The sequence below is a fragment of the Pseudomonas sp. GW823-FHT02E01 genome (assembly GCF_058797535.1).
In genome coordinates this window covers 732781-759258 of the sequence record NZ_JBXAJS010000002.1, presented here as the reverse complement: position 1 = coordinate 759258, position 26478 = coordinate 732781, and the positions used below count along the sequence as shown (strand labels likewise).

The window sequence follows — 26478 nt, the reverse complement described above, 5'->3', positions numbered from 1 at the left end:
TCGAGTCGACAGCGTTTGCGACTGCTTCGCAGCCGAACGGGGGCAAGCCCCCTCGCCACAAAAGCTCCCTCGCCACAAGGTTAGCGGTGAACTCAGCTTTCCGGGGTCTGTTCGGCCAGGGCAACGGCACGGAACATCGCGCGGCGCTTGTTCAGGGTTTCTTCCCATTCCAGCGCTGGCACCGAGTCGGCGACGATGCCGCCACCGGCCTGTACATGCAGCTCGCCGTTCTTGATCACCGCCGTGCGGATCGCAATGGCGGTGTCCATGTTGCCGTTCCAGGCAAAGTAACCGACCGCACCACCGTAGACGCCACGCTTGACAGGCTCCAGTTCGTCGATGATTTCCATCGCGCGAATCTTCGGCGCACCGGACAAGGTGCCTGCCGGCAGAATCGCCCGCAGTGCATCCATCGCCGTCAGCCCGGACTTCAATTGCCCGGTGACGTTGGACACAATGTGCATCACGTTGGAATAACGCTCGATGACCATCTTCTCGGTGAGCTTCACCGAGCCGATTTCCGATACGCGACCGGTGTCGTTACGACCGAGGTCGATCAGCATCAAGTGTTCGGCGATTTCCTTGTCGTCCGACAGCAGGTCTTCTTCCAGCGCCAGGTCTGCCTCTTCATTGGCTCCCCGTGGACGGGTGCCGGCAATCGGGCGCACGGTGATCAGGTTGTCTTCGACCCGTACCAGTACTTCCGGCGAACTGCCGACGACGTGGAAGTCGCCGAAGTTGAAGAAGTACATGTAAGGCGTCGGGTTGAAGCAGCGTAGCGCGCGATACAGATCGATCGGCGCCGCCTTGAAATCGATCGACATGCGCTGGGACGGCACGACCTGCATGCAGTCGCCGGCCAGGATGTATTCCTTGATGGTGTCGACGGCTTTTTCGTAATCGTCCTGGGTGAAACTGGAGCGGAACACCGGGTCAGCCGATTGTTGCTTGCTGAAGTCCAGGCCACGGCGTGGGGTGATTGGTTGACGGAGTCTTTCCAGCAACTCTTCCAGGCGTGCCTGACCTTGCTCGAAGGCGTCATCCTGGGACGGGTCGGCCAGGACGATGGCGTGCATCTTGCCGGCCAGGTTGTCGAACACCACCACGGCGTCGGACACCATCAGCAGAATGTCCGGTACGCCCAGCGGGTCCGGGTTCGGGCACTTGCCCAAGCGCTTTTCCACATAACGCACGCAGTCATAGCCGAAGTAACCCACCAGGCCGCCGTTGAAACGCGGCAGGCCGGCAATGGTCGGCACGTTGTAGCGAGCCTTGAAGGTTTCGACGAAGGCCAGCGGGTCTTCCACATCGTGGCTTTCGGTCTCGACGCCATCGACGGTCACGCTGACGTGATGATCGTGAACCCGCAGCACGGTACGGCACGGCAGGCCGATGATCGAGTAACGGCCCCACTTCTCGCCGCCCTGTACGGACTCCAGCAAGTAGGAATTGGGCTCGTCGGCCAGCTTCAGGTAGATCGACAGCGGTGTGTCGAAGTCGGCCAGGGTTTCGCAGGCAAGCGGGATGCGGTTGTAGCCGGCAGCGGCCAAACGCAGGAATTCTTCGCGGATCATGAGGTGCCTCGTGGCTTGAGGATCGAACAGTCAGGTATGCAAACGCGCCGGAAACCGGCCAGGATCAAGTCAGGCGCGCCAACGCCAGCGGGCCAGGGCCTTGATGACTTTCATCCAGAGTTTGCGAGTGACCACCACGATGGCGTTTCCAGAAGGGGGTTTGACAGCGTCGGCCAACGTTATCTCAGCGGCCGGATCCAGGCAACCGGGAATTAGTTTGCGCAGGTCGTCGATCACCAGCGCCGGCGATTCTTCCGCGATCGGTCGGCCGTGGTTATAGCCGTAGCTCAGGGCTACGCACTTGACTCCCGCCGCTTTCGCCGCCAGCACATCGCTGCGCGAATCGCCAACGAACAACGACTGAGAAGCCGGAATATTGGCCATTTTCATCACGAAGAACAGCGCGGCCGGATCGGGTTTTTTCTGTGGCAGGGTGTCACCGCCGATGATCCAGCGGAAATAACGGCCGATTTTCATCTGATCCAGCAGCGGCGCGACGAAACGCTCCGGCTTGTTGGTGATCAGCGCCATCTCGACGCCCTGCTTCTGCAGCCATTTGAGGGTGTCGCGAACGCCGGGGTAAACCACGGTCAACTCATGGCTCTCGCCATAAGCCTGCATGAAATACTCCAGCGCCCGTTCGGCCTCGTCGTTATCGACCGCAGCATGATCAAGACCGCCAGCCAGCGCCCGACGCACCAGCACCGGCGCGCCATTGCCGACCCATTCGCGCACTGCTTCCAGACCGGCGGATTGGCGACCGAGTTTGAGCAGCATCTTGTCCACAGCCACTGCCAGGTCCGGGACCGAGTCGATCAACGTACCGTCCAGATCGAACATCACCAGCCGCGGCAGTTGCCCCGGGAACAGCTGCTCAAAACCACTCATGGGCGAGCCAGCGCCAGTTCGGAACGCATCTTGTCGATGACTTCCTGATAGTTCGGCGCATTGAAGATGGCCGAGCCGGCGACGAAGGTATCAGCGCCAGCCGCAGCGATTTCGCGAATGTTGTTCACGTTCACGCCGCCGTCGATTTCCAGGCGAATGTCACGGCCCGAAGCATCGATCAGCGCCCGCGCTTCGCGCAATTTGTCGAGGGTGCCAGGGATGAACTTCTGCCCGCCGAAGCCCGGGTTGACGCTCATCAGCAGGATCATGTCGACCTTGTCCATCACGTACTTGAGCACGTCCAGCGGGGTTGCCGGGTTGAACACCAGGCCCGACTTGCAGCCGCCTTCGCGGATCAGTTGCAGGGAACGGTCGACGTGTTGGGTGGCTTCCGGGTGGAAGGTGATGTAAGTCGCGCCGGCTTCGATGAAGTCGCCCACGATGCGGTCCACCGGGCTGACCATCAGGTGCGCGTCGATCGGCGCGGTCACGCCGTACTTACGCAGTGCCGAGCAAACCATCGGGCCGATGGTCAGGTTTGGCACGTAGTGATTGTCCATGACATCGAAGTGCACGAAATCGGCGCCGGCGGCCAGGACGTTGTCCACTTCTTCACCCAGGCGGGCGAAGTCGGCGGAGAGAATCGACGGAGCAATTACGAAGGGCTGCATGACGCACCTTTACTGAGCAGAATCACGATGGCGCGCATTGTATACCTCATGCTTTGACGCGCGCACCGTGAGCGCGATGATTGGACCTTGCCATCATCCATCAACGGCAATGGCTCTAGTACGCCGCGCGATAGATCTTTTCGATATCGACGGCACTCAACTTGCGCGGATTGTTGCGCATCAAGCGCTCGATCCCCGCTGCTTCCACGGCCATGGACGGGATGGCGTCCTCGGGCACACCGAAACTGCGCAGGCCCTGGGGAATTTCCACGGCGGCACACAGTTCGGTCATGGCTTGCACGGCCTTGTCGGCCGCTTCGTTGAGACTCAAATGAGCGGTCTTCACGCCCATGGCCTCTGCGATATCCTGCATGCGTTCGATGCAGGCCATCTTGTTCCAGGTCATGACATAGGGCAGTAGCAAGGCATTGCTGACCCCATGGGCAATGTTGAAGCGCCCGCCCAGCGGATACGCCAGCGCATGCACCGCGCCAACGCCGGCGTTGCCGAACGCCATGCCGGCCATCAGGCTGGCAGTGGCCATGTCTTCCCGGGCTTGCAGGTTCGACGGGTTGGCGTAGGCCTTGGGCAAAGCCTTGGCGATCAGCTTGATGGCGCCGATAGCCAGGGAATCGGTAATCGGCGAGGCGTTGACCGACAGATAAGACTCGATAGCGTGCACCAGTGCATCGACACCGCTGGCCGCCGTGACGCTGCGTGGACAGGTCAGGGTCATTTGCGGGCTGACCAGCGCCACGTCCGGCAACAGGTAGTCGCTGACAATGCCTTTCTTCAGTTGCGCGACCTTGTCGGAAAGGATAGCGACGTTGGTCACTTCCGAGCCGGTGCCGGCTGTGGTCGGGATGGCAATCAGCGGCGGGCCTTTGCGCGGGACCTGATCGATACCGAACAGATCCTCCAGCGCACCGTGGTACCCGGCGTAGGCTGCCACGCTCTTGGCAATGTCGATGGCACTCCCGCCGCCCAGGCCGATCAGCCCATCATGCCCGCCGTCGCGGTAAACCTGCATGCAATCTTCGACGATGGCGATTTCCGGGTCCGGCAGCACACGGTCGAAGATTTCGTAGGAGCGGCCACCCAACTGCGCCAGTGCCAGTTCTACCGTGCCGGACTTGACCAGGGCGACGTCGGTGACGATCAGCGGATTGTCGATGTCCAGGCGTGTCAGCTCAGCGGCCAGCTGCTCGATGGCACCTGCGCCGGTGATCAGTTTGTGAGCGATTTTGAAAGAGGAAAGACTCATGTGCGCAGCCTCTTATAGATAGGGGAGCTGGGCACAATAGTAGCTGGGGATTTGGAGTTGGCTGGTATTCAGGTCATGAATGACCGGAGAGTCCCGAAACCACACAAAACACCTGTAGGAGCGAGCCTGCTCGCGATGAACCTGAGAGCGACGCGGGCATTCAGAAGGCCCGCGTTATCGTTGGCGACCATCGCGAGCAAGCTCGCTCCTACAAGTTGCAGTGGATCGGTGTGTGGCTTCAGACCTGCGCAGTTCGCAGTTTCTCGCTACGCCCACGCAACCATTCCAGGGTCAGCAACAGGATCACCGAGAAGGCAATCAGCAGCGTCGCTGCCGCGGCGATGGTCGGGCTGAGGTTTTCGCGGATGCCGCTGAACATCTGCCGTGGCAGGGTCGCTTGCTCTGGGCCGGCGAGGAACAGCGTCACCACCACTTCATCGAACGAAGTCGCAAAGGCAAACAGCGCCCCGGAGATCACGCCCGGCGCAATCAGTGGCAAGGTCACCCGGCGGAACGTGGTCAGCGGCGAAGCGCCCAGGCTCGCAGCAGCCCGTACCAGGTTGTGGTTGAACCCCTGCAAGGTCGCCGACACGGTAATGATCACGAACGGCACACCCAACACCGCATGCACCACGATCAGCGAGAAGAAGCTGTTACCCAATCCCAACGGAGCAAAGAACAGATAACTGGCCACACCGATGATCACCACCGGCACCACCATCGGTGAAATCACCAGCGCCATCACCAGCGCCTTGCCGGGAAAGTCGCCACGGGTCAGGCCGATGGCCGCCAGCGTACCGAAGACCATGGCCAGCACCGTAGCCGCCGGGGCGACGATGATGCTGTTCTTCAGGGCGCGCATCCATTCCGCCGAGGCGAAGAAATCGTGATACCACTGCAATGAGAAGCCTTGCAGCGGGTACACCAGGAAACTGCCGGAGTTGAACGACAGCGGAATGATCACCAGCACCGGCAGGATCAGGAACAACAGAATCAAGCCGCAGAGAATCCGCAAGCTGTAGAACCACACCCGTTCGATGGGCGACATATAAGGACTCAGCATTTCGTTCTCCCCTTAGCTCAGGCGCAGGCGGCTTGCGCCTACCAGCCAGCTGTAAATCAGATAAAGCACGACCGTCGCGAGCAACAGCAGCCCACCAAGTGCGGTCGCCATGCCCCAGTTGATGCTGGTGTTGGTGTAGAAGGCGACAAAGTAGCTGACCATTTGGTCGTTCGGGCTGCCCAGCAATGCCGGGGTGATGTAGTAGCCGATGGCGAGGATGAACACCAACAGGCAACCGGCGCCGACACCGGCATAGGTCTGCGGGAAGTACACCCGCCAGAAGCTGGCAAACGGATGGCAGCCGAGGGAAATCGCGGCGCGCATGTAGGTCGGCGAGATGCCTTTCATCACGCTGTAGATCGGCAGGATCATGAACGGCAGCAGGATGTGCACCATCGAGATGTAGACACCGACGCGGTTGAACACCAACTCGATCGGCTTATCGATGATGCCCATGGCCATCAGGCCGCTGTTGATCAGGCCACCCGATTGCAGCAACACGATCCACGCCGCGACTCGTACCAGGATCGAGGTCCAGAACGGCAACAGCACCAGAATCATCAGCAGGTTGCTCTGGCGCGATGGCAGGTTCGCCAGCAGGTAAGCCAGAGGATACGCCAGCACCAGGCAGATCACGGTGATGATCAGGCCCATCCAGAAGGTGCGGGCGAAGATGTCGAGGTAGATCGCCTGGTCCGGGGTGGCCGGGGCGATTTCGCCGAGGTCGTCGATGCGGTGATCGACAGCCGCCAGCAGGTAATACGGGGTGATGCTGCTGGTGTTGCGGCGCACCGCTTGCCAGTAGGCCGGGTCGCCCCAACGCTCATCGAGGCCTTCCAGCGCTTCTTTATAGGAGGCCGGTTCAGTGGCAAGCGGCAAGGCGCGGGCCGTTTTGGTCAGCAGGCTGCGATAGCCGGCCAGTTCCATGTTCAGGCGCTTGGACAGATCGCCCAGGGTCTGATTCTTGCGAGCCTCGGCGAGGTCTTCGGCCGCTGCTTTGTAAACCGGTTCAGCGGGCAGGCCACGGCCGTCCCAACTGGCGATGGCAGTCACGGTGCGCGGCATGCCGCCGACCACTTCCGGGTTGCCAACGCTTTTGTAGAGCAGCGCCACGATCGGCACCAGGAACACCAGCAACAGAAACAGCACCAGCGGCGCGATCAACGCCTGGGCCTTCCAGCGGTTGACCCGCTCGGCGTGCTTGAGCCGCTGCTTCAAGGTGGGGCTGGTGCCCTCGTTCAGGGGAACGGCGATAGCCATGACGTACTCCGCAAATCTTTGATCAATCGTTAATGTGGGAGCGAACTTGTGGCGGGGGGGCTTGCCCCCGTTGGGTCGCGTAGCGACCCCGAAACCTGCATTCCCGATGCATCAGATGCACCGCATGCAATGGTTTTACGACTGCTACGCAGCCGAACGGGGGCAAGCTCCCTCGCCACAAAAGCTCGCCCTCACAGGAGGGCGAGCCCTCTGCTTATTTCGCAGCCCAGGAATTGAAGCGCTGCTCCAGTTGCTCGCCGTTGTCAGCCCAGAAGCTGACGTCGATCTGCACCTGGTTGGCAATGTTTTCCGGGGTGGTCGGCATGTCTTTCAGAACATCCTTGGCCAGCAGCGGCACGGCTTGGGTGTTGGCCGGGCCGTAGGCGATGTTTTCCGAGTAGGTCTTCTGCTGCTGTGGCTGTACCGAGAAGGCGATGAATTTCTTCGCCGCTTCGGCACGTTTGGCATCCAGACCTTTTGGAATGGCCCATGCGTCAAAGTCGTAGATGCCGCCGTTCCAAACGACTTTCAGGTTGCTTTCTTTCTGCACGGCAGCGATACGACCGTTGTAGGCCGAACTCATGACCACGTCACCGGAAGCGAGGTATTGCGGCGGTTGTGCGCCAGCTTCCCACCACTGGATGTTCGGCTTGAGCTCATCGAGCTTCTTGAACGCGCGGTCCTGACCGTCCTTGCCAGCCAGCACTTTGTAGACGTCTTTCGGCGCAACGCCGTCGGCCATCAGTGCGAATTCCAGGGTGTACTTGGCGCCCTTACGCAGGCCACGCTTGCCCGGGAACTGCTTGGTGTCCCAGAAGTCCACCCAGCTGGTCGGTGCGGATTTCAGTTTGTCGGCGTTGTAGGCCAGCACGGTCGACCACACGAAGAAACCCACGCCGCAAGGCTGGATGGCGCCCTTGACGTAGTCTTCGGTCTTGCCGAACAGCGCCGGGTCCAGTTGCTCGAACATGTCTTCGTCGCAACCACGGGACAGTTCCGGCGATTCAACCTCTACCAGATCCCAGGACACGCTCTTGGTGTCGACCATGGCCTTGACCTTGGCCATTTCGCCGTTGTACTCGCCGGCCACGATCTTGCCGTTGCCTGCCGCTTCCCAAGGTGCGTAGAAGGCTTTGACCTGAGCCGCCTTGTTCGCACCGCCAAAGGACACCACGGTCAGATCCGGGCCGGCCGCCATTGCGTGTGCCGCGCCCATCATGCCCAGTGCCAAAGCGGTGAATTTCAGGGATCTCAACATTTATTGTTCTCTCCACGTGCAGGGTTGGTGTTGGTGTTGCCGGGGCGATCAATGCGCCTCTAAAAGTGGATCGAGCGCGCGAACGTGCTCGACCTGCCAGCCAAGCGGTACCACATCGCCGACGGCGAGCGAGGGATCAAGCTCGGCAATTGGCTGTTTCACGAAGAAGTCGGTCTTGCCGCAGACTTCCATGCGAACCCGGACGTGGTCGCCCAGATAGATGAATTCCTCGACTCGCCCGGAGAAGCGGTTGACGCATTGGTCGCTGGAGCCGTTGAGGCTCACTCGCTCCGGACGAATGGACAGGGTCACCGGCTCGCCGGTCTGGCCAACATTGACCGCCAAGGCTTCCACTTTCTCGCCGCGCCCGAGTTCCACAATGCAACGGTCGCCGGTTTGGCTGTGCAGGCGGCCATTGAGGCGGTTGTTCTCGCCGATGAAGTTGGCGACGAAGGTGTTTTTCGGCTCTTCGTAGAGGGTGCGCGGCGGAGCGATCTGCTGGATTTCGCCCTGATGGAACACCGCCACGCGGTCGGACATGGTCAAGGCTTCGCCCTGATCGTGGGTCACGTAGACCACAGTCACGCCCAGGCGCTGGTGCAGGTGCTTGATCTCCATCTGCATGTGTTCACGCAGCTGCTTGTCGAGTGCGCCGAGGGGTTCGTCCATCAGCACCAGTTGCGGCTCGAACACCAGCGCACGGGCCAATGCCACACGCTGTTGCTGACCACCGGAGAGCTGCGCCGGGTAGCGCTGGGCGAAGGCATCGAGCTGGACCATGCTCAGCACGCGCTTGACCCGTGCACTGACGTCGCTCTTGTTCATGCCACGCACGGTCAGCGGGAACGCCAGGTTCTCGGCCACCGTCATGTGCGGGAACAGCGCGTAGTTCTGGAACACCATGCCGATGTCACGCTTGTGCGGCGGCACGTTGTTGATGGCGCGCCCGGCCAACAGGATTTCGCCCGCGGTCGGCGTTTCGAAGCCGGCGAGCATCATCAGGCTGGTGGTCTTGCCGGAGCCGGACGGCCCGAGCAATGTGAGGAATTCGCCCTTGCGAATATCCAGGTTGAGGTCCTTGACGATCAGGTTCTCGCCGTCGTAGCTCTTCTGCACTCCACGAAAGCTGACCAGAACATCATTGGCCCCTGCGCTTGAATCGACCTGGCTCATACCCACACCTTTGTTATTGATGACTGCTGTGGGGTTAAGCCTAGTGGACGCTGGGGACCGCGCAAATCGGGGCGCAAGAGAGATTCGCCTCAGCCGGATGGAAGGTTGGGGGTAGGGATTTCCCTACAAGGATGGCGGGGATGGATAGGGCAGCAGCACGCTTCAAGCTGCAAGCCGCAAGAATCGGCAAAGCCGCTGCAAAAACATGTCGCTTTTGGATATGCCGGTAATCGGATACTTGATGGAGATCCCTGTGGGAGCGAGCTTGCTCGCGATGGCAGCATCACATTCAACATCGATGCTGAATGACCCGCCGCTATCGCGAGCAAGCTCGCTCCCACAGGTACAGCGATGTGCTTTAGAGGAGCTTGTGTTCCATCGCGTACTTCACCAGTTCCGCCAGCGAGGTGATGTTGAGCTTCTGCATCAGCCGCGCCTTGTGGGTGCTGATGGTCTTGCTGCTCAACGCCAGTTGCTGGGCGATGTCGTTCACGTTGGCGCCTTGGGCCAGGCGTTCGAACACGGAAAATTCGCGCTCGGAGAGCAACGAGTGCAATGGACGCGAGTCGGTAAGACCGACCTCGAAAACCATGCGGTCGGCCAGTTCCGGGTCGATGTAACGCCCGCCTGACGCCACTTTGCGAATGGCCGTCAGCAACAGTGCCGGATCGCTGTCCTTGGTCGCATAACCGGCAGCCCCGACCTTCAGCGCCCGGGCGGCCATTTGCGCTTCATCGTGCATCGACAGCACCAGGATCGCCGGCGGATTGTTCAGGGCGCGAATCCGCGGAATCGCTTCCAGGCCGTTGACGCCCGGCATGGAGATGTCCAGCAACACCACTTCGCAAGGCACATTACGCAAGGTGTCGAGCAACTGCTCGCCATTGCTCGCCTCCCCCACCACCAGCAAGTCCTTGGCCAGGCCGATCAACTGCTTGATGCCTTCGCGGACAATGGTGTGGTCTTCGGCTACCAGTACACGGATCACGTTCTTCTCCAGGTTCAAGATCATTCGCGAGCAGGCTCGCTCCCACATTTGGAATACGTTTCCCCTGTGGGAGCGAGCTTGCTCGCGAAGGCGTCAGCACAGACACCACAAATTCTTCAGGCTTCGTCCAGAGGTACTCGCACTTCTAACGTCGTCCCCTCACCCGGCTCACTCTCCAGCGACAACTCGCCGCCCAGGATCAACACCCGCTCACGCATGCCGACGATCCCAAAGGACGTTGGCCTGCCAGGCGCGGCGACAAATCCTACGCCATCATCGCTGACCGTCAGACACAATTCGTTGCCTTCAAGGGTCAGTGTCAGTTCAACAGTATGCGCCTGGGCGTGCCGCATGACATTGGTCAGCGCCTCCTGAAGGATTCGAAACAGGCCGATTGCCTTCGCATCGCTGAGCACTGGCAAATTGTCCGGCACCTGCACCAGACACGGGATCTGCGTGCGCGCCTCGAACCGGCGGGCCTGCCATTCAATGGCCGAGGCGATACCTGCGTCGAGAATCGGCGGTCGCAATGCCGTGGCCACATCACGGACCAGCTGAAACAATTGAGCGATCAAGCGCTTCATGCTGTTCAAGCGCTCGTTAAGGCCAGGGTCGAGCTGGGCGTACGCCAGTTCGCACATGGACGTTTCCAGCTTCAACACGGTGAGCATCTGCCCCAATTCGTCGTGAACTTCCCGGGCAATGCGCGCTTTTTCTTCTTCGCGCACGCTTTCTAGGTGCGCGGACAACTCACGCAGTTGTTCCCGGGAGCTGGCCAGTTCAATTTCGATGCGCTTGCTCTCGCTGATGTCCCAGACGATCCCGTCCCAAACATAGGCGCCGTCTTCCAGCCGGCGGGTGATGGCCTTGATTTCCGCCCAACGCTGCTCGCCCTGACGCGTGAGGATTCGCCCCTGCCACGACCAGTCGCTGTCGGTATCCAGCGCATGATCCTGGGTCTGGTGATAGCTGACCTTGTCATCCGGATGCACGAGGCTGCGCAGGCCTTTATCGCGATGCGCCAGCGTGGCCGGCGAGTAACCCACCAGGCTTTCGCTGCCTTCGCTGATGTAGGCAAAGTCGATCTGACCGGTTACTGGCGCCCGCTCCAGCCGGAAAACCAGTCCCGGAACGTTGGCGGCGATGCCTTGCAGCCGCGCCTCGCTTTCCTGCAAGGCCGCCAGGGCGCGGCGCCGCTCGGTGACATCGTTGAGGTAAACCACCAGGTATTCGCCATCGCGAAAGCGCAGGAAACTCAACGAGACATCGGCCGGCAGGATGCTGCCATCGGCCCGCACGCAATTGGATTCGAAACTTTGCGGGCCCTCCTCACTGGCCCGGGCGCGCTTCCACAGGTTCAGCCAACGGTCCATGTGCAGGCCAGGCTCGAAATCGATCAGGGGCCGATCGATGATCCCTCCGGCCGGATAGCCCAGCATGCTTTCCGCCGCGCGGTTGGCGTAGCGCACATGGCTGTCCCAGTTGACCCAGAGGATGCCGACGGTGCTCTGGTCGATGGAAAACTGGGTGAGCCGCAAGGCCTCTTCGCTGGCGGCGCGCAAGGCAATGTCTTCCTGCGCGGCCAACAGGCGCTGCTCCAGGTTGTGCTGCTGGCGACGCTGCCAGACCACGATGACCATGCAACTCATCACCAGCACGGCCAGCAGCAGGCAGAGGTTCTGCCAAAACCCCGGCGACTCGGTGAGCCGCGGATACTTGGGCTGCAGCCATTGATTGTGCAGTTGCTCCAGATCCTTGGCCGGGATCGCCCGCAATGCACTTTCGACAATGCCCGCCAGTTCCGGTTTGTCACGGCGCGTGGCCACCCGCAGCAACTGCGGCAGGCCGACATCCCCCACCACCACCAATCCGGCGAACTCCGGTTCGACCGACAAGCGTCCCAGCTGCGCCTCATCGACCACCGCATAAGCCGCCTGCTGGCCCGCCAATAATTGCAATGCCTGGCGCTCCATCGGTACGCCTTGCAGATTCAGGTGCGGGTAGTTGCTGCGCAGGTAATCGGCGATGGCACTGGGCATGCGCACGGCGACGCGGGTCTGGCTGTCGAGTTTTTCCAGCTCGACCGCGCCAGCGCTTTTCTGATCGCTGACCACCAATTGCGGCACCCGCATGTAGGGGTCGGAAAACTGCCAGAGGCGCAGCCCGCCAGGGGTCTGGGTCAACCCCGGAGCGATGTCGATTTCGCCCTCGCGGGCCGCGGCTTCCAATTGCTCAAGATCGGGAAAATTGCGCCAGCTCAGTTCGACATTGAGGTTTTTTGCGAGCCACTTCATCAACTCGACGTTCACCCCGGACAGGCGCTGCAAGCGGCGATCGTATTGCGCATAGGGCGCCTGCAACACCACGCCGACCCGCAACTCGCCCTGCTGCGCCAGCCAGTGCCGTTGTTCCGGGGACAGTTGGGCAGCGGGCGCCGGGGGCGCGGCGGCCGCCCAGCCCATCAAGGGAAACCACAAACAGCCGATAACCCACAGGCAGCGAAAAAGCATCATTGAACTCTCACACACTGACAAATACTGACCAACCCATTAGGCTGCCGGAACAACTTCTGGCCTGGAATACCCGATGCCCTCTGTCTACCGCCTGGCACTGCCAGCATTGTGCCTGTCGCTGATCCTGCCTTGCGCTTTTTCCGTCAAGGCGGCCGACCCGGCGCCCGCCGCGGAGGAAAAAACCGCCGAAGAAAAATCACTCGAACGTCAGCCGCTGCCTGAGCGTAGTCAGGAAGAAGCGACTGCACTTGAGCGAAAAATCCCGGCTCAGGAACAGCAACAACTGCAAGCAGGCTCCGACACCTTTCTGGCCTTGTGGAAACCGGCCAATACCGCCGAACCTAAAGGCGCGGTGATTATCATCCCGGGCGCCGGTGAAACCGTTGACTGGCCGCAAGCGATCGGCCCTTTGCGGCGCAAATTACCGGATGCCGAGTGGAGCAGCCTGAGTATCACCTTGCCGGACCTGCAAAGCGACGCCATTGCGCCACGAACCGTGGAAGCAGCGCCGGCTACCAAGCCCGCCGAAACCGGCAGTAAAGACTCGACCACCGCAGCCCCTATCGAACAGGTGGCCGGAGGCGAGGCCGATGTGGCCGACAAGGCCGTCATCGAAACCACCGAAGAACAGTCCAAGGCAGATGCCGAGCGCATCTTCGCCCGGATCGACGCCGCAATTGCATTCGCCGAACAGCAAAGCGCCCGCAGTATCGTGGTGTTGGGGCATGGCACCGGCGCTTATTGGGCGGCGCGCTATTTAAGCGAGAAGCAGCCTTCGCAAGTCGAGCGCTTCCTCATGGTCGCAGCGCAGACACCTGCTCAAGCGAAACCCGAGCTGGATGAGCTGGCGCCGAATCTGAAACTGCCGACCGCCGACATCTTCTACATGGACAAGCCGCTGGATCGCAATGCGGCGCTAGCCCGTCTGCAGGCCAACAAACGGGTGAAAACGTCGGCATTCAACCAGGTCGCACTCAAGGCGTTGCCGGATACCAAGGCCGAACAGGAGCAACTGTTCCGTCGAGTGCGGGGTTGGTTGAATCCGCAGAACCCGGCGGGCTGACAGACCGAGGCGCCTTCATCGCGGGCAAGCCACGCTCCCACAGGTTTTATGCCGATCACAAAATTGCGGACGACATAAACCTGTGGGAGCGAGCTTGCTCGCGATAGCGGTATCACTGGCGAAGCGAGTTTTCCGGGCTAGCGAAAATCCCGCCGCTCCCGAATCAGCGTATAGGCGTTATGCAGTTCACGCGTTCGCTCGGTGGCCTCACGCACCTGCATCGCCGTCGCGCCACTGCCGGCAATCTTGTCCGGATGATGACGACTGAGCAGGCGCCGGTATGCACGCTTGATCTGCGCCGGTTCAGTGGTGGCCGACACCCCCAAAAGCCTCAACGCGTCCTGATAACTTGGCACACTGTTGCCCAATGGCCGTTTCTGCGGCTCATAGTCGTGGGCCAACGCCTGCACCTGATGGGGCGTCCAGCCCAGCCATTTGCCCCATTGGCCGATCAATTGACGTTCACTGCTGCCGGCACGACCATCGGCCCAGACCATTCGCCAGCAGGCGCGCAACACACCTTCCGCCGCATGGGGCTGGGCACTCAGGCGACGCAGATAACCGCGCAGGCGGTCATTGCCCGATTTGCCACGATTGAACGCGGCAATCGCTCGACGCTGGGCCGGCTCGGACATTTCCAGCGAGCGCATTTCCGCCCGGGCCTGCTGGATGTGGCCATCCACCACCCGCCCGTCGCACTTCGCCAGACGTCCCAGTAGCACGAAGAGCAACTCATCGTTGCGCAGCACCGGACGACCACCAAGCTTTTCCAGCAAATGCCCCCAACTCTGCAGGTGCAAGCGCCGGTCCAGCGCCTGCCCCAACAACGCGCCGAGAATGGCCCCCGGAATGCTGGCTATGGCAAAGCCTGCTCCGGCTCCGATCAGAGTCCCTGGCCACAGCATCTCAGCGGCTCGCTTCTATTAATGTTTCAACTTCGGCCAGACGCTCGTGAGTGCCGACATCGACCCAGTGCCCCCTCAACTGCTCGCCGGTCACCTGCCCGTCAGCCATGGCCTTGCGCAACAGCGGAGCGAGCTTGAAGGCCCCCTCGGTGCAACCGTCGAACAACTGCGGATGCAACACGGCGATACCGCTGTAGGTCAAGGTGCCAGCCCCTGGTTGACCGTCGAGCACCCGCGTTTCTACCAGGCCAAAGTCCCCGGCCGGATGATGGGGCGGGTTGCTGACCAGCACCAGGTGCGCCAGGCCGTTGATGGGCTGATGCAGCACGCTGAAGTCGTAATCGGTCCAGATGTCGCCGTTGACCACGACAAACGCTTCATCCCCCAACAATGGCAACGCGCGGAAAATTCCGCCGCCGGTTTCCAGGGGTTCACCTTCGGCCGAGTACTGAATGCTCACGCCATAACGCGAACCATCACCCAGATAGTCTTCGATCTGCTGACCGAGCCAGGCGTGATTGATCACAATGTCGGTGAAGCCGGCGGCGGCCAGTGCTCGCAGGTGATACTCGATCAGCGGCACGCCGCCTGCACGAACCAGCGGTTTTGGCGTAGTCAGGGTCAGCGGGCGCATGCGCTCGCCTTTGCCCGCGGCCAGAATCATTGCCTTCATGCTTTCACTCCGGCACGCAGACTGGCCAGCAATACATCCAGCTCGGCCAGTTCAGGGCGGCGCGCAATCACCGCGTCTATGTACGCAAAGAAACGTGGCACATCACCAAGGTAACGCGGTTTGCCGTCGCGATGGCAGATGCGCGCGAAAATGCCGATGACTTTCAGGTGACGTTGCACGCCCATCAAGTCGCTGGCACGCAGGAAGTCCTCGAAGTCGGGCTGAACCGGAATCCCGAGGGCACCCGCTTGCTGCCAGTAGCTTTCGAGCCAGCCGTGCACGCGCTCCTCGGGCCAGCTGAGGAATGCGTCCTTGAACAGGCAGGTCACGTCGTAGGTCACCGGGCCATACACCGCATCCTGGAAGTCCAGCACACCGGGATTGGGTTCGCTGAGCATCAGGTTGCGCGGCATGTAGTCGCGATGCACCAGGACTTTTGGCTGTGCCAGGGCGCTGTCGATCAACAGTTCGCTGACCTGCTGCCAGAGCACTTGCTGCGCCGCGTCCAGTTCGATGCCCAATTCGCGCTTCACGTACCACTCGGGGAACAGCTCCAGCTCGCGACGAAGCAAGGCCACGTCATAGCTCGGCAGAGGCGCAACCATCGGCAGCTGCTGGAAAGCCAGCAACGCTTGCAGGGCATCCTTGAACAAATCGTCGGCGTTTTCGCTTTCGATAACGTCCAGGTAGGTCTTGTTGCCCAGGTCATTGAGCAAAAGAAAGCCGCGTTCGAGGTCTTCGGCATAAATTTTCGGCACATTTATTCCGGATTTCGCCAGCAAAAAGGCGATATCCACGAAGGGTTTGCAGTTTTCCTGGGGCGGCGGCGCGTCCATCACGATGAAACTTTTGTCACTGCCTTCCCAGCGGAAATACCGCCGAAAACTCGCGTCGCTGCTGGCCGCAGTCAACGTGGCCGGGGGTACGACGCCCCAGCCCTGCTCGGCAAAAAGGGTCGCCAATTGTTCATCGAGCCAAACTTTCAGGTGTTGCAAGCGTACATCTTGATCAGGCATTGCAAGGGTCTCCGACGGCGCTAGCCGTCAAGCGGGTCATGCTTTATTATCCAGCATCTTTTTCAGACCATCGAGAGGCGTGCGGCCCACACCGCGGGCAGATGGCACGCAGGAAGCCCGGACTAATAAGATGGCATTGAAATCCCCCGCGTTTCGTAAAAAATTTCCGTTGTTGGTTACCGGCAGTTTGCTGGCGCTGCAACCCCTTGCCACTTCCTACGTGGTCGCCGCGGAACAGTTTGACTGCTCAGTCTCTGCTTCGGGTTCCTGGGACTGTGCGCCAAAGACGCCGGCGGCTGCATTGCCACCGCGTCCCGTCCATGACGGCAGCGCAGTTTCCGCCACCGGCGAAGCCCCGGCCGAAAACGGTTCCAGCGAAGACGCCGGCGCCAAGCCGGTGCTGGTTACCGAATCCAAAGGCCGTGGCCTGAAGTCGCGTAGCGCAGACTACAGTCACCTCGACTGGGTTCCCCGCGAGCAGCTTACCGCCGCACAATTGGCCGAAACCGGTCCTTATTGCTCCGGTTCCTATATCGAACCGATTCGTCCTGGCATGGATGACAAGACGGATAAAAGTGACGCTCCAACCTTTATCGGCGCAAAAGCCTCCCGCTATAAGCAGGATGAGCAAGTTGCGACCCTGGCCGGCGACGTTGTCATGCGTCAGGGCAGCATGCAGGTCGAAGCCGACGAAGCCAACCTGTATCAGGCCGAAAGCCGTGGCGAACTGAACGGCAACGTGCGCATTCGCGACAACGGTGCCCTGATCGTCGGCGACCACGCCGACGTGCAGCTCGACACCGGTGAAGCCAAGGTCGACAACGCCGAATACGTGATGCACAAATCCCGCATCCGCGGTAATGCGCTGTACGCCAAACGTGCCGAGAACGCGATCATCCGCCTCAAGGATGGTACGTACACCACGTGCGAACCGAACAGCAACGCCTGGCAGCTCAAGGGCAACAACATCACCCTGAACCCGGCCACCGGTTTCGGTACGGCGACCAACGTGACGCTGCGAGTCAAGGACATTCCGGTCCTGTACACGCCGTACATCTACTTCCCGATCGACGACCGTCGCCAGTCGGGCTTCCTGCCGCCGACCATCGGCACCGGCAGCGATACCGGCTTCATGCTGGTCACCCCGTACTACTTCAACCTGGCGCCGAACTACGATGCCACGTTGTACCCACGCTACATGGAAAAGCACGGCTTGTTGATGGAAGGCGAATTCCGCTACCTGACCAAGTCCAGCGAAGGCCAGTTCGGCGCGGCGTACCTCAACGACGAAAGCGACGAACGCGACAAGCAGAGCGACGCCGAAAAAACCCGCTACATGTACAACTGGCAGCACAAGGGTGGTCTCGACTCGCGAGTACTCACGCAAGTCGACTACACCAAGATCAGCGATCCGTATTACTTCCAGGATCTGCAGACCGACCAGATTGGCATCAAAAACAACGACTACGTGAACCAGCAGGGTTCCGTCACCTATCGTGGCGACAGCTATTCCGCTCGCGTGAACGCCCAGGCATACGAACTGGCGAGCGTGTCGAACATTACGCCGTACGATCGCCTGCCGCAGCTCACCCTCGACGGCATGCTGCCTTATCATCCGGAAGGCCTGGACTTCACGTACAACACCGAGCTCGTGCGGTTTGACCGGGATTTGCAGAGCGGAACATATTTTGACGAAGACGGTGTCGGCTCTCCCCGTCTTGATAACAACGTTCAAGGTCTGGCCCGCGCCAATGGCGACCGCCTGAATCTCGCGCCCGCCATCAGCCTGCCGATGAACACGACCTACGGCTTCCTGACACCGAAGCTCAAGTACCAGTACACCCAGTATCAACTGGACCTGGACAGCACCGGCAAAGGTCAGATTGCGAATCAGACCGCAGAACAGGACAGGCTCCTGGGAACATTCGACAGCAACCAGAACCGCGGCGTACCGATCGCCAGCATCGACAGCGGCCTGTACTTCGATCGCAATACCCAGTATTTCGGCAAGAACTACCGCCAGACCCTCGAGCCGCGCCTGTTCTACCTGTACGTGCCTGAGGTCGACCAGGAAGACATCCCGATATTCGATACCAGCGAATACACCTTCAACTATGCGTCGCTGTTCCGTGACAACCGCTTCTCCGGCTCCGACCGTGTCGGCGACGAGAACAAACTGTCCCTGGGTGTGACCAGCCGCTGGATCGAAGACAATGGCTTCGAACGTCAACGCCTCAGCGTCGGCCAGGCCTTGTACTTCAAGGACCGCGAAGTTCAGTTGCCGGGTATCGATGCAAAAACCCGCCAGGATACGCAAGCCAACGTGTCGCCTTACGCCCTGGAATACGAATATCGCTGGAACCGCGACTGGCGCACCACGGCCGATTACAACTGGGACCCGGACAGCCGCAGCCCTCGCTCGGGCAGCGCAATGTTCCATTACCAGCCTGAAGACAACCCGAACAAGGTCATCAACGCCGGCTATCGCTATCGCAATGACCAGGTCCGTTACGACCAGAACACCGGTCAATGGAGCGTTGGTGGCGGTGACTACGGCACCCCTGGCCAGCCTGGCTACGTGAAGGATTACTACAAGATCAAACAGCACGACTTCTCGGTGATCTGGCCGATCGTGCCGCAATGGAACGCCATCAGCCGTTGGCAGTATGACTACAACCGTAACCGTACCCTGGAAGCCTTCGGTGGCTTCGAGTACGACAACTGCTGCTGGAAACTGCGCCTGATCAACCGTTACTGGGTCGCTTATGACGAGTTCAGTCAGGAAGCACCGCAAAACGAAAAAGGCGACCATGGCGTCTTCCTCCAAATTGTTCTGAAGGGACTCGGCGGCCTGACTGGCGCCAAGGTAGAGAGCTTCCTCGACAAAGGCATTCAAGGTTATCGTGAACGTGAAGACCAAGCTTTCTGATTGTCTGCGCCCGCTGATGCTGGGCGCGCTGCTCCTGAGTACGGCGGCGAGCGCCGCCGTACAGTCCATCGATAAAGTGGTGGCCATCGTCGACAACGACGTGGTCATGCAGAGCCAACTGGACCAACGCGTTCATGAAGTTCAGCAAACCATTGCCAAGCGTGGCTCTGCCGTGCCGCCGGCCAGCGTGCTGGAGCAGCAGGTACTTGAGCGCCTGATCGTCGAAAACCTGCAATTGCAGATCGGCGAGCGTTCCGGCATCCGCATTACCGATGAAGAGTTGAACCAGGCTGTCGGCACCATTGCCCAGCGCAACAACATGTCGGTCGAGCAGTTCCGCGCCGCCCTGACTCGCGACGGCCTGTCCTACGACGACGCACGTGAGCAGATTCGCCGCGAAATGGTCATCAGCCGTGTACGCCAGCGTCGGGTTGCCGAACGCATTCAGGTCTCCGAGCAGGAAGTGAAGAACTTCCTGGCGTCGGACCTGGGCAAAATGCAACTGTCTGAAGAGTTCCACCTGGCCAACATCCTGATTCCTACGCCGGAAAGCGCCAACTCCGACGCGATTCAGAGTGCAGCCAAGCAGGCCGATGCGATTTACCAGCAGCTCAAGCAAGGCGCTGACTTCAGTCAGTTGGCGATCGCCAAGTCCGCCAGCGAAACCGCACTGGAAGGTGGTGACATGGGCTGGCGTAAAGCCGCTCAATTGCCGCCGCCGTTCGATCGCCTGCTGAGCACCATGCCGGTGGGCGATGTCACCCAGCCAATGCGCACCCCGGGCGGCTTCATCATCCTGAAGATTCTCGAAAAGCGTGGCGGCCAGACCCAGATGCGCGATGAAGTGCATGTGCGCCACATCCTGGTCAAACCGAGCCCGATCCGCGACGAAGCAAAAACCAAGGCCCTGGCTGACTCGCTCTACAGCCGTATCGAGGCTGGCGAAGACTTCGGCGAGCTGGCGAAAAGCTACTCGGAAGACCCGGGTTCCGCCCTCAACGGCGGCGATCTGAACTGGATCGACCCGAACGCACTGGTGCCCGAGTTCCGCGAAGTGATGGCCAGTACCCCGCAAGGTCAGCTGTCCAAGCCGTTCCAGACTCAATACGGCTGGCATGTCCTGGAAGTCCTTGGCCGTCGCGCCACCGACAGCACCACACAGGCTCGCGAGCAGCAAGCAATGACCGTTTTGCGTAACCGCAAATACGACGAAGAGCTGCAAACCTGGCTGCGTCAGATCCGTGACGAAGCGTACGTGGAAATCAAACTCCCTGGCGCCGACCAGGCAGCGCAGTGAAACCCCAACTTTTCGCGCTGACACCCGGCGAACCGGCCGGCATAGGTCCCGACCTGTGCCTGCTGCTCGCCTCGCAAGCCCAGCCTCACCCCCTGATTGCCATTACCAGCCGCGACCTGCTCATTGAGCGGGCCGCGCAACTGGGCGTGGCTGTCGATTTGCTGCCGGTCACACCGGACAGCTGGCCGGATGTACCCGCGCCAGCCAACAGCCTGTATATCTGGGATACACCGCTCAACGCCAAGGTCGTCGCCGGGCAACTGGACAAGGCCAACGCTGCCTTCGTACTGGAAACCCTGACCCGCGCCGGCCAAGGCTGCCTGAGCGGAGATTTCGCCGGCATGATTACCGCGCCGGTGCACAAAGGCGTGATCAACGAATCCGGCATCGCCTTTTCCGGGCACACGGAATTCCTCGCCGACCTGACCCACACCGCGCAAGTGGTGATGATGCTGGCCACGCGCGGCTTGCGCGTAGCCCTGGTGACCACTCACCTGCCCCTTCGCGAGATTGCCGATGCAATCACGCCGGAGCGTCTGGAGCGCGTCACGCGAATCCTGCACGCCGACCTGCAAAACAAGTTCGGCATCGCCCGGCCACGCATCCTGGTTTGCGGGCTCAACCCCCATGCCGGCGAAGGCGGACACCTGGGCCATGAAGAAATCGATATCATCGAACCCACATTAGAGCGCCTGCGCGGCGAGGGCATGGACCTTCGTGGCCCCCTGCCCGCCGACACTCTGTTTACCCCCAAATATCTGGAGCACTGCGATGCAGTGCTGGCGATGTACCACGACCAGGGCCTGCCGGTGCTGAAGTACAAAGGCTTCGGCGCGGCAGTCAACGTGACCCTCGGCTTGCCGATCATCCGCACATCGGTCGACCACGGCACCGCCCTGGACCTGGCCGGCAGCGGCAAGATCGACACCGGCAGCCTGCAAGTCGCCCTGGAAACCGCCTACCAGATGGCCGAGACCCGTTTATGACCGAGCAATACCAACACAAGGCGCGCAAACGCTTTGGCCAGAACTTCCTGCACGATGCCGGCGTTATCGACCGCATCCTGCGCTCCATTCATGCCAAGGCAGAAGACCGCCTGCTGGAAATCGGCCCGGGCCAGGGCGCACTGACCCAAGGCCTGCTCAGCAGCGGCGCGCAACTCGACGTGGTGGAGCTGGACAAGGACCTGATCCCGATTCTCAACCAGCAGTTTGCCGGCAAGAGCAACTTCAACCTGCATCAGGGCGATGCGCTGAAGTTCGACTTCAATAGCCTGAATGCCGCGCCTGGCAGCCTGCGCGTGGTCGGCAACCTGCCGTACAACATCTCCACGCCGCTGATTTTTCACCTGCTGCACAACTCGCACCTGATTCGCGACATGCACTTCATGCTGCAAAAGGAAGTGGTCGAGCGCCTGGCTGCCGGCCCTGGTGGTGGCGACTGGGGTCGCTTGTCGATCATGGTTCAGTACCATTGCCGGGTCGAGCACCTGTTCAATGTCGGCCCGGGCGCGTTCAACCCGCCGCCGAAAGTCGATTCGGCCATCGTGCGCCTGGTACCCCACGCGGTACTGCCACACCCGGCCAAGGATCACCGCCTGCTGGAACGCGTCGTGCGCGAAGCTTTCAACCAGCGCCGCAAAACCCTGCGCAACACTCTCAAGCTGCTGCTGAGCAATGCCGAAATCGAAGCAGCCGGCGTCGATGGCAGCCTGCGTCCCGAGCAACTCGACCTGGCCGCGTTCGTGCGCCTGGCCGACAAGCTCAGCGAACAAAAGCCTACCGCTGACTGACAGGCGATGAGCGCTATCGGGTAGGACGCCACTCTGGTCTACTACCCGATACTTGGCCTAGACTGAACCCCAACAGCTACGCCCCGCGTCCCGCTTCGTTTTTAAGGCCCTTTGCATGTCCGATCCTCGCTATCAGGTCGACGTCAGCGTCGTCACCCGCTATCTGGCAGAACAATCGCAACCCGAGCACGACCGCTTTGCCTTCGCCTACACCATCACCGTGCAAAACAACGGTGAAATGCCCGCCAAACTGCTTTCACGGCACTGGGTCATCACCGATGGTGACGGGCATGTCGAAGAAGTGCGCGGTGCAGGCGTGGTCGGCCAGCAACCGTTGATCGAGCCCGGCAAGAGCCACACCTACAGCAGCGGCACGGTCATGACCACCAAGGTCGGCACCATGCAAGGCACCTATCAGATGCTGTCCGACGACGGTAAACATTTCGATGCCATCATCGCGCCTTTCCGCCTGGCGGTGCCCGGAGCCCTGCACTGATGGCAACGTACGCTGTCGGTGACCTGCAAGGCTGTCTTCAGGCCCTGCAATGCCTGCTCAAACAAGTGGCGTTCGACCCGAAACGCGATCGTCTGTGGCTGGTGGGCGACTTGGTGAACCGCGGCCCGCAGTCGCTGGAAACCTTGCGCTTCCTCTACAGCATTCGCGAATCGCTGGTGTGCGTGCTCGGCAACCATGACCTGCACTTGCTGGCGGCCGGACGCAATATCGAACGCCTGAAGAAGGCCGACACCCTGCGCGAGATCATTGAAGCGCCCGATAGCGCTGAACTGCTCGAATGGCTGCGCCAGCAAAAACTCATGCACTACGACGAACAGCGCAACCTTGTACTGGTCCATGCCGGCATTCCACCGCAGTGGTCGCTGCGCAAGGCCTTGAAATGTGCCGCCGAAGTCGAGGCTGCCTTGCGTGACGACAACCTGTTGCCGCCCTACCTCGATGGCATGTACGGCAACGATCCGGCGAAATGGGACAACGACCTCAAAGGCGTGACGCGCCTGCGGGTGATCACCAACTATTTCACCCGCATGCGTTTCTGCACCGCCGAAGGCAAACTCGACCTCAAGAGCAAGGAAGGCCTCGATACCGCACCACCTGGCTACAAACCCTGGTTCCAGCACAAGGAACGCAAGACCAAGAATCTGAAAATCATTTTCGGTCACTGGGCAGCGCTGGAAGGCAACGTCGAAGAGCCGGGTGTTTCGGCGCTCGATACAGGCTGTGTCTGGGGCGGCGCCCTGACCCTGATGAACGTCGACAGCCTTGAGCGCCTGTCCTGCAAATGCGACGAACACGGCCATGCCGTGCCGCCAGTCGCCTCATCCATTCCCCAAACATCACCAGCCAGCGCCCCGCGCTAGACTGCCCATTCAGCCGAGCCACAGGAGCCCGCCATGAGCGAATTCAAACGTATTCCCCCGGAACAGGCCCAAGCCCTGCGCGAACAAGGCGCAGTGGTGGTCGACGTCCGCGACCCGGCCACTTTTGCCGCCCTGCACATCGCAGGTTCCAAGCATCTGGACAACCATTCCCTGCACGCTTTCATCCAGGGTGCCGACCTCGATGCACCGACCGTGGTGGTCTGCTATCACGGCAATTCCAGCCAGGGCGCGGCCGCTTACCTGATCAGCCAGGGCTTCTCCGACGTCTACAGCATGGATGGCGGATTCGAGTTGTGGCGTACGACGTATCCTGCGGAAACGGCGCAAGGCACCACTGAATAATTTTTTTGTAACGTTGCAGGCCCCGGCTCCCGCGGGCTAGCGTGGTGGCAGACGAACGGTCTGCCACAACTAATTACGTATCTCGCCTTTACCTCCCGAATTCCCAACTATCCTTAAGCCCAGGCCATCCAAAACAGGGGAGAGCCGGTACACCGGCGCACGGGTCATCGGGAGTAGCTTTCGGAGTAGTCAGCTCCGGGAGAGTTCTGGGGGGTAAACAGCAATCGCCTGTTCGGTTGCTGCCAGCATCGACTGAGTGATCCGGCGTCGGCTCCACGTATCGAGCGAGGTGACGTCATGAGTATCTTTAGCCACTTCCAACAACGCTTCGAGTCCACACGCCAGGAAGAACTCTCTCTGCAAGAGTATCTTGAGCTGTGCAAACAGGACCGCAGCGCCTACGCCTCCGCCGCCGAGCGTCTATTGCTGGCCATCGGTGAACCGGAACTGCTCGACACCTCGACCAACTCGAGACTGTCGCGCATCTTCTCCAACAAGGTCATCCGCCGCTATCCGGCCTTTGAAGACTTCCACGGGATGGAAGAATGCATCGACCAGATCGTGTCGTATTTCCGCCATGCCGCTCAGGGCCTGGAAGAGAAGAAACAGATCCTGTACCTGCTCGGCCCTGTCGGTGGCGGTAAATCGTCCCTGGCCGAGAAGCTCAAGCAACTGATAGAAAAAGTGCCCTTCTATGCAATCAAGGGCTCGCCGGTTTTCGAGTCGCCCCTGGGTCTTTTCAACGCCACCGAAGATGGCGCGATCCTCGAGGAAGACTTTGGCATTCCACGGCGCTACCTCAACACCATCATGTCGCCATGGGCGACCAAACGCCTGGCCGAATTCGGTGGCGACATCAGTCAGTTCCGCGTGGTCAAACTCTACCCGTCGATCCTCAACCAGGTCGCTGTGGCCAAGACCGAACCTGGCGACGAAAACAACCAGGACATCTCGGCGCTGGTGGGCAAGGTCGATATCCGCAAACTGGAGGAGTTCCCGCAAAACGACGCCGACGCCTACAGCTACTCGGGCGCCCTGTGCCGGGCCAACCAGGGCCTGATGGAATTCGTCGAAATGTTCAAGGCACCGATCAAGGTGCTGCACCCACTGCTGACCGCCACCCAGGAAGGCAACTACAACAGTACCGAAGGCCTCGGCGCGATTCCGTTCACCGGGATCCTGCTGGCGCACTCCAACGAATCGGAGTGGCACACCTTCCGCAACAACAAGAACAACGAAGCCTTCATCGACCGGATCTACATCGTCAAAGTGCCGTACTGCCTGCGGGTCAGTGACGAAGTGAAGATCTACGACAAGCTGCTGTTCAACAGTTCGCTGGCCAAGGCCCATTGCGCGCCGGATACCCTGAAGATGCTGGCCCAGTTCACCGTGCTCTCGCGCCTCAAGGAGCCGGAAAACTCCAACATCTACTCGAAGATGCGCGTGTACGACGGCGAGAACCTCAAGGACACCGATCCGAAAGCCAAGTCGATCCAGGAATACCGCGACAATGCGGGCGTCGACGAAGGCATGAACGGTCTGTCGACCCGCTTCGCGTTCAAGATCCTGTCGAAAGTGTTCAACTTCGACCCGCACGAAATTGCCGCCAACCCGGTGCACCTGCTCTACGTGCTTGAACAACAGATCGAGCAGGAACAGTTCCAGGCCGAGACCCGCGAACGCTATCTGCGCTTCCTCAAGGAGTACCTGGCACCGCGCTACATCGAATTCATCGGCAAGGAGATCCAGACCGCCTACCTCGAGTCCTATAGCGAGTACGGCCAGAACATCTTCGATCGTTATGTGCTGTACGCCGACTTCTGGATCCAGGACCAGGAATACCGCGACCCGGAAACCGGCGAGATCCTCAACCGCGTAGCGTTGAACGAAGAACTGGAGAAAATCGAAAAACCGGCCGGCATCAGCAATCCGAAGGATTTCCGCAACGAAATCGTCAACTTCGTACTGCGCGCCCGGGCCAACAACAACGGCAAGAACCCGACCTGGCTCAGCTACGAAAAACTGCGGGTGGTCATCGAGAAGAAAATGTTCTCCAACACCGAAGACCTGCTGCCGGTCATCAGCTTCAATGCCAAGGCCAGCAAAGAAGACCAGCAGAAGCACAACGACTTCGTCACACGGATGGTCGAGCGCGGCTACACCGACAAACAGGTACGACTGCTGTCCGAGTGGTACCTGCGGGTCAGAAAATCACAGTAACCCGCTGCCGGTCAGACCGGTTGTCGTCAGCCAGAGGCCTGTGTACGCGTTTTCTGTTACACAGACCTCTGGAAGGTGTTCGAAAGTCGGTAGCGAGGTACAGGCAGCATCCAAAAGCGCTTGGGGGAGCGTGAACATCCCTTGGCACCGGTCCGATGCTGCATAACCGCTCGCCCCTTTCAGGACAGCTT

The 26478-nt window shown here is 60.5% G+C and carries 22 protein-coding genes; 9 read left to right on the top strand and 13 right to left on the bottom strand.

Annotation, left to right across the window (positions count from 1 at the left end; all coding sequences use genetic code 11):
• Nucleotides 1-92 precede the first annotated feature (92 nt).
• From trpE to AC1RDQ_RS07200, 10 genes are all read right to left on the bottom strand, one after another.
• Nucleotides 93-1574, bottom strand: coding sequence for an anthranilate synthase component I (trpE, locus tag AC1RDQ_RS07245; protein WP_429522215.1), 1482 nt, complete (start codon nucleotides 1572-1574; stop codon nucleotides 93-95).
• A gap of 69 nt (nucleotides 1575-1643) precedes the next feature.
• Complete coding sequence (locus tag AC1RDQ_RS07240) at nucleotides 1644-2462, bottom strand: phosphoglycolate phosphatase (RefSeq protein WP_057713082.1); 819 nt, start codon at nucleotides 2460-2462, stop codon at nucleotides 1644-1646.
• Nucleotides 2459-3133, bottom strand: a complete 675-nt coding sequence (gene rpe, locus AC1RDQ_RS07235; RefSeq protein ID WP_007980198.1) for a ribulose-phosphate 3-epimerase — start codon at nucleotides 3131-3133, stop codon at nucleotides 2459-2461. The genes AC1RDQ_RS07240 and rpe overlap by 4 nt, the downstream gene beginning before the upstream one ends.
• 115 nt (nucleotides 3134-3248) lie before the next feature.
• Nucleotides 3249-4397 (bottom strand): iron-containing alcohol dehydrogenase, encoded by a 1149-nt coding sequence (locus AC1RDQ_RS07230; protein ID WP_057713081.1) that lies wholly within the window; start codon nucleotides 4395-4397, stop codon nucleotides 3249-3251.
• Between the two features lie 238 nt (nucleotides 4398-4635).
• Nucleotides 4636-5460 carry an ABC transporter permease gene (locus tag AC1RDQ_RS07225; protein ID WP_007980200.1) on the bottom strand — a complete coding sequence of 275 codons (825 nt, stop codon included), beginning with the start codon at nucleotides 5458-5460 and terminating at the stop codon, nucleotides 4636-4638.
• Between the two features lie 12 nt (nucleotides 5461-5472).
• A complete protein-coding gene (locus AC1RDQ_RS07220) occupies nucleotides 5473-6720 on the bottom strand; it encodes an ABC transporter permease (RefSeq protein ID WP_007980201.1) in 1248 nt (415 codons plus the stop codon).
• A gap of 214 nt (nucleotides 6721-6934) precedes the next feature.
• Nucleotides 6935-7978 carry an ABC transporter substrate-binding protein gene (locus AC1RDQ_RS07215; protein ID WP_057713080.1) on the bottom strand — a complete coding sequence of 348 codons (1044 nt, stop codon included), beginning with the start codon at nucleotides 7976-7978 and terminating at the stop codon, nucleotides 6935-6937.
• A gap of 48 nt (nucleotides 7979-8026) precedes the next feature.
• Nucleotides 8027-9151, bottom strand: a complete 1125-nt coding sequence (locus AC1RDQ_RS07210; protein WP_046039490.1) for an ABC transporter ATP-binding protein — start codon at nucleotides 9149-9151, stop codon at nucleotides 8027-8029.
• A 358-nt stretch (nucleotides 9152-9509) separates the two neighbouring features.
• Complete coding sequence (locus AC1RDQ_RS07205) at nucleotides 9510-10163, bottom strand: response regulator (RefSeq protein WP_191622237.1); 654 nt, start codon at nucleotides 10161-10163, stop codon at nucleotides 9510-9512.
• Nucleotides 10164-10255: 92 nt separating this feature from the next.
• Entirely contained in the window at nucleotides 10256-12652 is a 2397-nt protein-coding gene (locus AC1RDQ_RS07200; RefSeq protein ID WP_492586836.1) for a PAS domain-containing sensor histidine kinase, read from the bottom strand.
• 73 nt (nucleotides 12653-12725) lie between these two features.
• On the opposite strand from AC1RDQ_RS07200, the gene AC1RDQ_RS07195 reads away from it, so the two are divergent.
• Complete coding sequence (locus AC1RDQ_RS07195; protein ID WP_492586834.1) at nucleotides 12726-13715, top strand: alpha/beta hydrolase family protein; 990 nt, start codon at nucleotides 12726-12728, stop codon at nucleotides 13713-13715.
• Nucleotides 13716-13852: 137 nt separating this feature from the next.
• Here AC1RDQ_RS07195 and AC1RDQ_RS07190 read toward each other — a convergent pair whose 3' ends face one another.
• From AC1RDQ_RS07190 to AC1RDQ_RS07180, 3 genes are read right to left on the bottom strand one after another with little or no spacing between them, the layout of a single operon-like run.
• Nucleotides 13853-14620: a TerB family tellurite resistance protein gene (locus AC1RDQ_RS07190; protein WP_492586833.1), complete on the bottom strand. Its 768-nt coding sequence runs from the start codon at nucleotides 14618-14620 to the stop codon at nucleotides 13853-13855.
• A 1-nt stretch (nucleotide 14621) separates the two neighbouring features.
• Nucleotides 14622-15293, bottom strand: a complete 672-nt coding sequence (gene murU, locus AC1RDQ_RS07185; RefSeq protein ID WP_057713076.1) for an N-acetylmuramate alpha-1-phosphate uridylyltransferase MurU — start codon at nucleotides 15291-15293, stop codon at nucleotides 14622-14624.
• Nucleotides 15290-16309, bottom strand: a complete 1020-nt coding sequence (locus AC1RDQ_RS07180; RefSeq protein WP_492586831.1) for an aminoglycoside phosphotransferase family protein — start codon at nucleotides 16307-16309, stop codon at nucleotides 15290-15292. The genes murU and AC1RDQ_RS07180 overlap by 4 nt, the downstream gene beginning before the upstream one ends.
• 130 nt (nucleotides 16310-16439) lie before the next feature.
• On the opposite strand from AC1RDQ_RS07180, the gene AC1RDQ_RS07175 reads away from it, so the two are divergent.
• From AC1RDQ_RS07175 to AC1RDQ_RS07140, 8 genes are all read left to right on the top strand, one after another.
• A complete protein-coding gene (locus AC1RDQ_RS07175) occupies nucleotides 16440-19238 on the top strand; it encodes an LPS-assembly protein LptD (protein ID WP_090451741.1) in 2799 nt (932 codons plus the stop codon).
• Entirely contained in the window at nucleotides 19219-20535 is a 1317-nt protein-coding gene (gene surA / locus AC1RDQ_RS07170; protein WP_492586829.1) for a peptidylprolyl isomerase SurA, read from the top strand. Before AC1RDQ_RS07175 ends, surA begins: the two co-directional genes overlap by 20 nt.
• Nucleotides 20532-21521: a 4-hydroxythreonine-4-phosphate dehydrogenase PdxA gene (pdxA, locus tag AC1RDQ_RS07165; protein WP_492586827.1), complete on the top strand. Its 990-nt coding sequence runs from the start codon at nucleotides 20532-20534 to the stop codon at nucleotides 21519-21521. Before surA ends, pdxA begins: the two co-directional genes overlap by 4 nt.
• Nucleotides 21518-22327, top strand: a complete 810-nt coding sequence (rsmA, locus tag AC1RDQ_RS07160) for a 16S rRNA (adenine(1518)-N(6)/adenine(1519)-N(6))-dimethyltransferase RsmA (RefSeq protein ID WP_057713072.1) — start codon at nucleotides 21518-21520, stop codon at nucleotides 22325-22327. Before pdxA ends, rsmA begins: the two co-directional genes overlap by 4 nt.
• Nucleotides 22328-22442: 115 nt before the next feature.
• A complete protein-coding gene (gene apaG / locus AC1RDQ_RS07155) occupies nucleotides 22443-22823 on the top strand; it encodes a Co2+/Mg2+ efflux protein ApaG (protein ID WP_095944860.1) in 381 nt (126 codons plus the stop codon).
• The gene (locus tag AC1RDQ_RS07150; RefSeq protein WP_407516240.1) at nucleotides 22823-23704 is read left to right on the top strand and encodes a symmetrical bis(5'-nucleosyl)-tetraphosphatase; all 882 of its coding nucleotides are present in this window, start codon (nucleotides 22823-22825) and stop codon (nucleotides 23702-23704) included. Before apaG ends, AC1RDQ_RS07150 begins: the two co-directional genes overlap by 1 nt.
• A gap of 33 nt (nucleotides 23705-23737) precedes the next feature.
• Complete coding sequence (gene glpE / locus AC1RDQ_RS07145) at nucleotides 23738-24067, top strand: thiosulfate sulfurtransferase GlpE (protein WP_008051614.1); 330 nt, start codon at nucleotides 23738-23740, stop codon at nucleotides 24065-24067.
• A gap of 297 nt (nucleotides 24068-24364) precedes the next feature.
• Nucleotides 24365-26287: a PrkA family serine protein kinase gene (locus AC1RDQ_RS07140; protein WP_057713069.1), complete on the top strand. Its 1923-nt coding sequence runs from the start codon at nucleotides 24365-24367 to the stop codon at nucleotides 26285-26287.
• The last annotated feature ends 191 nt before the right edge of the window (nucleotides 26288-26478 follow it).

Excerpts from the sequence above, each read along its gene's own strand:
- trpE (WP_429522215.1), bottom strand. The coding sequence starts at position 1,574 with ATGATCCGCGAAGAATTCCTGCGTTTGGCCGCTGCCGGCTACAACCGC.
- AC1RDQ_RS07240 (WP_057713082.1), bottom strand. The coding sequence starts at position 2,462 with ATGAGTGGTTTTGAGCAGCTGTTCCCGGGGCAACTGCCGCGGCTGGTG.
- rpe (WP_007980198.1), bottom strand. The coding sequence starts at position 3,133 with ATGCAGCCCTTCGTAATTGCTCCGTCGATTCTCTCCGCCGACTTCGCC.
- AC1RDQ_RS07230 (WP_057713081.1), bottom strand. The coding sequence starts at position 4,397 with ATGAGTCTTTCCTCTTTCAAAATCGCTCACAAACTGATCACCGGCGCA.
- AC1RDQ_RS07225 (WP_007980200.1), bottom strand. The coding sequence starts at position 5,460 with ATGCTGAGTCCTTATATGTCGCCCATCGAACGGGTGTGGTTCTACAGC.
- AC1RDQ_RS07220 (WP_007980201.1), bottom strand. The coding sequence starts at position 6,720 with ATGGCTATCGCCGTTCCCCTGAACGAGGGCACCAGCCCCACCTTGAAG.
- AC1RDQ_RS07215 (WP_057713080.1), bottom strand. The coding sequence starts at position 7,978 with ATGTTGAGATCCCTGAAATTCACCGCTTTGGCACTGGGCATGATGGGC.
- AC1RDQ_RS07210 (WP_046039490.1), bottom strand. The coding sequence starts at position 9,151 with ATGAGCCAGGTCGATTCAAGCGCAGGGGCCAATGATGTTCTGGTCAGC.
- AC1RDQ_RS07205 (WP_191622237.1), bottom strand. The coding sequence starts at position 10,163 with ATGATCTTGAACCTGGAGAAGAACGTGATCCGTGTACTGGTAGCCGAA.
- AC1RDQ_RS07200 (WP_492586836.1), bottom strand. The coding sequence starts at position 12,652 with ATGATGCTTTTTCGCTGCCTGTGGGTTATCGGCTGTTTGTGGTTTCCC.
- AC1RDQ_RS07195 (WP_492586834.1), top strand. The coding sequence starts at position 12,726 with ATGCCCTCTGTCTACCGCCTGGCACTGCCAGCATTGTGCCTGTCGCTG.
- AC1RDQ_RS07190 (WP_492586833.1), bottom strand. The coding sequence starts at position 14,620 with ATGCTGTGGCCAGGGACTCTGATCGGAGCCGGAGCAGGCTTTGCCATA.
- murU (WP_057713076.1), bottom strand. The coding sequence starts at position 15,293 with ATGAAGGCAATGATTCTGGCCGCGGGCAAAGGCGAGCGCATGCGCCCG.
- AC1RDQ_RS07180 (WP_492586831.1), bottom strand. The coding sequence starts at position 16,309 with ATGCCTGATCAAGATGTACGCTTGCAACACCTGAAAGTTTGGCTCGAT.
- AC1RDQ_RS07175 (WP_090451741.1), top strand. The coding sequence starts at position 16,440 with ATGGCATTGAAATCCCCCGCGTTTCGTAAAAAATTTCCGTTGTTGGTT.
- rsmA (WP_057713072.1), top strand. The coding sequence starts at position 21,518 with ATGACCGAGCAATACCAACACAAGGCGCGCAAACGCTTTGGCCAGAAC.
- apaG (WP_095944860.1), top strand. The coding sequence starts at position 22,443 with ATGTCCGATCCTCGCTATCAGGTCGACGTCAGCGTCGTCACCCGCTAT.
- AC1RDQ_RS07150 (WP_407516240.1), top strand. The coding sequence starts at position 22,823 with ATGGCAACGTACGCTGTCGGTGACCTGCAAGGCTGTCTTCAGGCCCTG.
- glpE (WP_008051614.1), top strand. The coding sequence starts at position 23,738 with ATGAGCGAATTCAAACGTATTCCCCCGGAACAGGCCCAAGCCCTGCGC.
- AC1RDQ_RS07140 (WP_057713069.1), top strand. The coding sequence starts at position 24,365 with ATGAGTATCTTTAGCCACTTCCAACAACGCTTCGAGTCCACACGCCAG.